At 36.6% G+C, this 7,901-nt stretch carries 5 protein-coding genes and 1 pseudogene; all 6 read right to left on the bottom strand.

Going from position 1 to position 7,901, the window contains the following annotated elements:
* Positions 1-92: 92 nt before the first annotated feature.
* A pseudogene (locus A6U95_RS21150) lies at positions 93-296 on the bottom strand (sugar phosphate nucleotidyltransferase); the annotation flags it as partial.
* 663 nt (positions 297-959) lie between these two features.
* Complete coding sequence (gene galE / locus A6U95_RS21145) at positions 960-1,982, bottom strand: UDP-glucose 4-epimerase GalE (RefSeq protein WP_065685895.1); 1,023 nt, start codon at positions 1,980-1,982, stop codon at positions 960-962.
* An 850-nt stretch (positions 1,983-2,832) separates the two neighbouring features.
* Positions 2,833-4,410 carry a hypothetical protein gene (locus tag A6U95_RS21140; protein ID WP_139102427.1) on the bottom strand — a complete coding sequence of 526 codons (1,578 nt, stop codon included), beginning with the start codon at positions 4,408-4,410 and terminating at the stop codon, positions 2,833-2,835.
* A gap of 99 nt (positions 4,411-4,509) precedes the next feature.
* The gene (locus A6U95_RS30095) at positions 4,510-5,577 is read right to left on the bottom strand and encodes a glycosyltransferase family 4 protein (protein WP_139102426.1); all 1,068 of its coding nucleotides are present in this window, start codon (positions 5,575-5,577) and stop codon (positions 4,510-4,512) included.
* Positions 5,570-6,544: a polysaccharide pyruvyl transferase family protein gene (locus tag A6U95_RS21135; protein ID WP_065685893.1), complete on the bottom strand. Its 975-nt coding sequence runs from the start codon at positions 6,542-6,544 to the stop codon at positions 5,570-5,572. Before A6U95_RS21135 ends, A6U95_RS30095 begins: the two co-directional genes overlap by 8 nt.
* Complete coding sequence (locus A6U95_RS21130) at positions 6,537-7,754, bottom strand: hypothetical protein (protein WP_065685892.1); 1,218 nt, start codon at positions 7,752-7,754, stop codon at positions 6,537-6,539. Before A6U95_RS21130 ends, A6U95_RS21135 begins: the two co-directional genes overlap by 8 nt.
* Positions 7,755-7,901: the final 147 nt, after the last annotated feature.

Raw genomic sequence — 7,901 nt, 5'->3', positions numbered from 1 at the left:
AAAATGACGCGTGCAGGGATGCCAGAAAGTGTGCGGATTGCCTGAGGAAGTCAGTGACGGGAGGCGCTTTTATCTAAATCCGATTTAATCAACAAAGCCTCAGCAACCATAAAGCGATGATCTTCGTTACAGATTACAACAGGCTCACTGACGCCGACACCATCAAGCCGCTTTAACGTTTCTTGCAGCATTGAATGGATGCTATGTAAACGCAGGAATTGCTTGGGATGGAGTTCACGGGACATTGGCCATAAACGACTGCCAGTGCCGCCTGCCATAATTACGGGTAGTAACATTATTTATCCTTTATTACGTTAAGCTAAAAAGCTTTAGTAATACAATCACTTAATAAAAATACGCCAATCGCAGTCTTTAACTTGCTTTCTTAGGTCATCACTCAGTCTTAATCCTCTTGGCAGTCAGTATGTCATTATTCCGATTTTCACCCAAACCGTCATACTTTGTTACATCATGAAGTATAATGGTTGACCGTAGAGGTGAGGTCAAAAAACAACCAAAAAGCCATTTTCTTATTGCCAGATCAAAAAAGCACGCTACCGCCCTTGGCTCAACAGCTACCAATAGACTGAAAATAAAGTATAAATTTTACGTTTTGTCCAACCGATACGCTAAGTTAAGCATACAACAAGGCACACGATCACTACTTAAACGCGTACTTATGCCCATTGAACGAGATTTTTGTTGCGTATGCTACCACCTAAGCGGACAAAACACCTGTATATTGTCCACTCTTTCAGTTTAATCTGAAAACGGTTGTTGGTTTATTGAACTAGCACCTTGCTCCATCAGCAAATTTGTTTTATATCAATTAATTAATATGGATGAAATCCATAAATTTTGTAATAAAGCCTGCAAATAGATAGCCTCCTTATCATTCCAAGGGCGAAAAAAAAGCCCATAAATGGGCTTTTAAGAATGCGCAATATTAAAGAATTTTCTTAGTTTTTACTAGTGTATCCCTGTGGGTTGTTCTTCTGCCAGTTCCAGGTATCACGCATCATCTCATCGATACCACGACTCACTTCCCAGCCCAACTCTTGGCGCGCCAGGTTGGCGTCGGCCCAGAATGCTGGCAAATCACCATCGCGTCGCGGCAAGATCTGATAAGGGATAGCGACACCGGAGGCTTTTTCGAAAGCATGCACCATTTCCAGCACGGAGAACCCAACACCAGCCCCCAGGTTATAAGCCTTAAACCCTTCGACCTTCTTCAGATGATCCATGGCCATCAGGTGGCCTTCCGCCAGATCCATCACGTGAATGTAGTCACGCACACCGGTACCGTCTTCTGTTGGATAATCACCGCCGAAAACACCCAGCTTCTCCAGCTTGCCGATAGCAACCTGCGAGATGTAAGGCAGCAGGTTATTCGGGATACCATTAGGATCTTCGCCGATCAGGCCAGACTCATGGGCACCGACTGGGTTGAAGTAACGTAAAGCGATAATCGAGAACTGCGGCTCTGCCTTAGCAAAGTCCTGCAGAATTTGCTCAACCATCAGTTTGGATGTGCCATACGGGCTAGTCGTACCTCCAATAGGCGTGGTTTCAACGTAAGGGACTGGAGAGTTAGCTCCGTAGACAGTTGCCGAAGAGCTGAAGATAAACTGATGGACTCCGGCACGACGCATCTCATCCAGCAGCACCAGGGTGCCAGAGACGTTGTTCTGATAATACTCTAACGGTTTGCGGGTGGACTCCCCTACTGCTTTGAGGCCAGCAAAGTGGATCACCGCTGAGATACAGTGGCCATCGAAGATACGGTTCAGACACTGCGGATCTTGAATGTCGCCTTGGTAGAAGATGGCTGCTTTACCTGTTAGCTGCTCCACACGGTGCAGTGACTCTTCGGATGAGTTCGATAAGTTGTCTAGGACGACAACCTCTTCTCCTCGTTCCAGCAAGGCCAGAACGGTGTGGGAGCCGATATAACCGGCTCCGCCGGTGACTAGAATTGCCATTGTTACTCCTAAATGTGCAATATACGAAAGACATTAAGTTGTTATCGAACTATATATAGCCGAATGGTGAAGATGTCATCTGTTGCTCAGCGCACAAGAACCTCGGCAAACAACCAGCTTTTGCGATAACAGCCACCTGACGGATGCTGTTATCGGTGAGGTCTTTACCTATAGGCAACCGGACATCGTCCAGATAGCGCAGCAAGCCTGACCAATGTTTCAGTAGAGGCAACTATGCTCACACTGAGGATATGTCGTTTTGCCATTTTTCACCACGGATGCGTTGTATTGGCTAAGGTCAGCCCTGAATAGACAGGTTTCATTAACAATGATAATTAACCGTAAAATCAAGAAAAAATAGGTGGTAAGAGAAAAGCAATACAACAAGGGGAAATTAAAAATAAGAGTTTAAATGCGCATAAGTGGAGTAAAAAAAACTTTCCAAATATGAGACCGATGATAAATGAAGGGATGACAGCATGACTAATTCCAAACCAAACCTGAAAAAAGAATAGTGCCCATTGAGAGAATTTTAATATGCCAAAATCTGGAAAAGAAACCATCATGCCGATGTTGAATTAATTAAAAATGCAGAAAAAAATAAAATCACACGAAGTCACCGGGAACAACCTTAATATCCTTTTCCGAGAACCCTGTATTCAAGCAAAACTATCACTCTCCAAACATAGTCAAAAAACATTAAGTAACGTAACATAAGAGAGAGTCATTACGAAAGGTTATTTATCTGGCAGACTAGCCAAGATAAAATATAACGTTTATCAATTAGCAACAGGCCATCTTACTATCAACTCCTTTAGACACCTAAGTGAACTTATTATGAGGTAACTCTTCACATAAGACACAAGAGTTTATAGCCATAAGGGACTAGTACAATGTTAAAAGAATCCTCATTAACCACAATGTCGTTTGATTTTTTTTCACATTCTTTATAACGGCCTAACTTCAAATCAAAGATAAGTGATACATTTTCATTAAACGGATTTGCAACCAAAAAATATTTTTTATCAGTATCGTAAAACACTCTAGCCGGTAATTTAAACCTATCGGAAGATATAATTACTTCATTTTTACCAAGTAAGAAAACATGGGAGTTATCACTAATTTCCTGGACAGCATCTGAAACAGCCTTCCATTTTTTCTTGAAATTATTAATATCACTATTCACTCGTCGAACATCATCAAAAAACAAATCATGATACGAATAAAAAAGCAATCCTTTAGAACCCGCAATAATTTCTTGATAAGCTTGGTTAACAATCTCTAGTCGCGATGGTAAATGACTCTTCTGCCCGTTTTTGTAAACAGCCCAGTCCATTATTTGCACTACACCAAAACTGGATTTGTTAGGACGACCTTCCACCAATTTATTCAATTTTTGATTGACACTTGATAAAGAAGACAAATTCTTATCCATACCTATGGGATAAAGATCAACAGATAAAACATCTGTAGAGTTTAAAAATGCTTCGGCAGAGCTGACCTTATCAAGCAGCTGTAATACAATATTCGTAGTAGCAGAGGAGCTTTTAATATATTGATATAAAATACTTAACTCCTCACCCCACTGCTGAGATAATTCATCATTGATGTACCACCCTAATACATTCCCTTCAAGTTTATCGCTTTTAATTTTGTTAAATCGGTTTATTAACTTTTCTTTAATCCGAGAATTTTTATAAAAATCTTTTAAGGAATAAATCACATACAACTTGTTTTTTTGTGCCAACCTAAGGAAATCAAGATAATCATCACCACTTCCATAATTATAACTCAGAACAGTATTGAAGCCAGCAGTCTTGATAACTTTCAAATCCCTTTCATTAGCAAAAGTTGTAAAAATACCCAAAGGAAATAATTTGACACCTGCAACATTAACATATCCATTAGCAATAGAAACTCCCTCATCTACGGAATGAATGCTTTTTTTATATTTTGACGATATATCCTCATGCATTGAGTTGTTGCTTTTTTTTCGAACAATAATAACCTTTTTTAAATTCATCTTATTACTTTTAATACCGACCTTTTGGAAGTTAGAGTCACTAGGAACAAACAAGACAAAACTAACGACCCACTGCCCTTTTACAAAAACATCATTTAAACCTATCTCCTTATAAATCCCATCAATGTATTCACTCGATGAATTATAATTTTCTATATAAACTTGTTGCATCCCTTTTATTGATGATGAGCCAAATAATTCATTATCTACCGTATTTTCGCTATAATACATTGTTACGTCATAAGAGTAGCCAGGAGTAATATTAACACGAATAGCCTTTTCATGAGACAATGGCGTTGTACAACAAATAATAGTTCGGGTTTCATTTACCGTTCTGGAAAAAACCGAAAAACTAATTACTAATAACACAACAGATATCAAGCGATAAATTACTCCACAGACCACGCGACACCACCTAATAAAAGCGTCGAACTAATAACTTAGTTAAATGTTGCTATAAAAAAGTCATCGCACGACGCAAAAAGAATAACAACAGAGGCGCAATTACCCCCTACTCTCCAAAATAAGATCAGAATAGCGCTCAGCCATTAAATCAGAGGATAAATAAATCGAAAAATCGCTTAAAATGTCAAAGCGACTGATACTAATTAAACTATCAATATGTTTAGATAAATCACAAGTGTCATAATTTGTCACACATCCAAAATTACCACTTAAATTAATCAATTCTCTGTGAGGAGGAATATCTGATAATATACATGGGAGCCCAGATGCAAGAGCCTCTAGAGCAGCCATAGGCATTCCTTCAAAAGAAGATGCCGATAAAAAAACATCACTAGTTAACAGTAAATCCTTAACATCCTCCCTTTGCCCAAGATATTTAACCCGGTTATCATCTCCATTCTGTAAAAGTTTTTTAAGAGGTCCATCGCCGACAACCAATAATTCAATATCACTACGCTTAACTCGTTTAAAAGCCTCAAGCAATTTCATGACATTTTTACGCTTATCTATTACACCGACGTAAATTAAGCGTGTGACTTTGCTTTCTGTCAAATTGGAGCATCGTTTCTCATTCTGTGAATTTATTACCACTCCATTTCGAATCGCTGTCGATTTCAATGAATATTTATTTCTTACGAAATCTCTCACACTTTCTGATACAGAAATTATATCAAATGCTTTTAATGCACGAACATGACAAAAAGTCATTATTAGTGCACGAAAAATTCCATATGTGTAAGAATAATCGTAATAGATATAGTTATGTAGTATCGCATATGGTTTACACGGCAAATTTCCTGATATCATCGCAACTGATATATCAGATCTAAACCCTTGAGAAATAACTCGATAAAAATCATTTTTATTAATGAAAGATAGTATCTCTCGAGATAATCTATAGAAATTCTGCCCATTATAATTAAGGGAGTATAATTTAACACCCAATAGTTCAAAGTCTCCTCTTCTAGAACCAGGTAGATCTAGATCTGAAAGAGAGAGAATAGAATAATCACCAGTAAAATTCTTGTTATTTAACAACTCCCACAATTGGTTTATAGGCCCACCACGCTTAAGAGAAGAAACAATAAATAATAGGTTATTATTCAAACTGAGCCTTCCATTCAATAATATTTTTCAGCGGAAGCTTGATATCCATCACTAATGGATCATTGAAAATATCGATATATTGCTCTTCAGTTAAATCTCTAGAAATAACATTTAAATTAAAATCTTTCTTTTTTTCCTCAGCACGGTTATCGACTGAAATTATAATACTTCTCCTCAGCTTCTGTAATGCTCTAATACCAGCATGGAGTCGGGTACCGACATAGTCAATTGAACCAGACATATCTAAGACATTATCAAAGTCAGACAAATTTGCAGGTACCACCTTTATCCCATCAGTAATAGATTTAAAACTTTTGTAATATTCTAAATCTTTTGAACCCTGGACCCAAAAATATACATTTCTATAACTTTTTTTAAGAGCACCAATCAAATTGGTATCCTTCGAAATATCCATTCGATAATCAGTTAGTGTAAAAACCACATCCTGTGCTTTCGATTTTGGTATGTTAGAACAGTGTGACTCTGTTAAATCCCACATTGTTGGACAAGCAGTATTAATGACATTCTTTATGCCTGCTTTTGCAAGCATTGTCTCAGTATATGAATCACGTACTGAATGGTGATATTCTTTACTCAACAAATTTTTTAAAAGGAATGTAGTATACAGATCTGGTTTATTTTCATAGTTTGCCCATCCAACACCTAGAGTAATGACCTTCTTCATAAGGAACGCATTTAGCATGCCTACATTCCATTGACGATGCAGCAACATTCCAGAATTTAAACAGTTTGTCCCACATAGTATATTTATACCAATTTCTCTTTGCCTCTTAAAGCCAACCCTTGTAATTCTTTCATGGGTTGGGAAATGTATTTTTTGTGATTCAGGAAAAATACCAGTTAGACGCTTATATGCAGAATCCATTATAATAAAATCACCAACATTCATCGATGCAATACTAGTATTTAAAACACCCAACTTGCTAGCAACATTGTCCTCAAACATACTTTCCCCCATTACTTGATAGAAATTTAGAAAAAAACAGATAAAACATAGAACACACAATACCATTAAAGAGTATCATTAAAGCCAAAACATAGTCATTTTCGACACCCAATAAGTATCCGAAAATTAAAGTCGCAACTAGTGCCACAAAGTTAGAAAGAAAGACTACATTGTGCTTTTGTAATACTTTTAGAAAATATGACTCAAACTTTAAAAGTCCTGAAAAAATTTGATAACAGCATAATATAGCAAATATAAAAATTCCATTTTGGAAAAATAAATTGTAAAAGAGAGCTATTATCAAAGACATTGAAGCCGAAAACAAAAAACCTTTTATATAATAAGATTTCCTGACTACTAGGATATTGTCATACTGTTTATTGATAAATTGTTTTCTTAAACTGGGCATTAGATTATTTTCTAAAGCTGTAAAATATATTGCGATTATTCCTGTAATACTTAAGCACAGTCGAGTTGTTACTAATTGCTCATCGCTAATATGCTTGCTAAGTATGATGAAAAGGCCTTGGGTCGCCATCCAAAAGCAAGTCATCGAACCTGCAGACCATTTACCTAGCGACCAATAATCGCTTGACTTTGCCCTGTAACTTATTTTCACCTTCTTAATACTACTGTCTATTAGGTGAATATTAAATTTGTACATTACTAAATTTGCAATAGCAATGAATGAAATCAGAACAATCACATAAACTTCAAACACACTAACATCAAGATAGTTGAGTATTAAGTAAAGAATAGCAACAAAAAAGCAAAGTAATGCAGAACATATCGCAGAAACGAACTCCCCATGATGAACATATAAGCTACGTCGTAAAAAATCATAAACTGGATAGGCAATAGAAAGTGCGAGAATTAACGCACCAGATGTATAAGAACCGGAGTTGATTGTAAATAAGCCCCCTAATACGGAACCACAGAGTATACTAATACCAAGGGTGGCATAAAAGCTAAAAATAAAATTCTCGTATCTCTTGTTTGTATCTGCAGAAAAAATCCAATATGGAGATATAACTATCGCGACAATAACTATCAAAGAAAATGAAGCATATGAGCTTACTAATACATACTTTGCCGCCTGATCAGAAGCCAAAAATTTTGATATAAAAAAAATCGTTCCAACATTTAATAAAGCAAAAGAAAACTGATCTATATATTTGCTAAGATACTTAACCTTTCTAAGTATAGACATATTTCAATATTTCTCTACAATACTTTCATCTTCACAATCGCTTTTCTGAATTCCTTGCAACGTGAATATTATACTAAAGCCTATCAAATAAAAGAACATTTGATTATGAAATGAACCGATTGTTAAACTGTCTCTTATACACATATC

The organism is Serratia sp. 14-2641 (assembly GCF_001692375.1).
Lineage (GTDB): Bacteria > Pseudomonadota > Gammaproteobacteria > Enterobacterales > Enterobacteriaceae > Chania > Chania fonticola_C.
The sequence above is the reverse complement of the archived record's forward strand: the minus strand, read 5'-3'. Positions and strand labels throughout refer to the sequence as shown.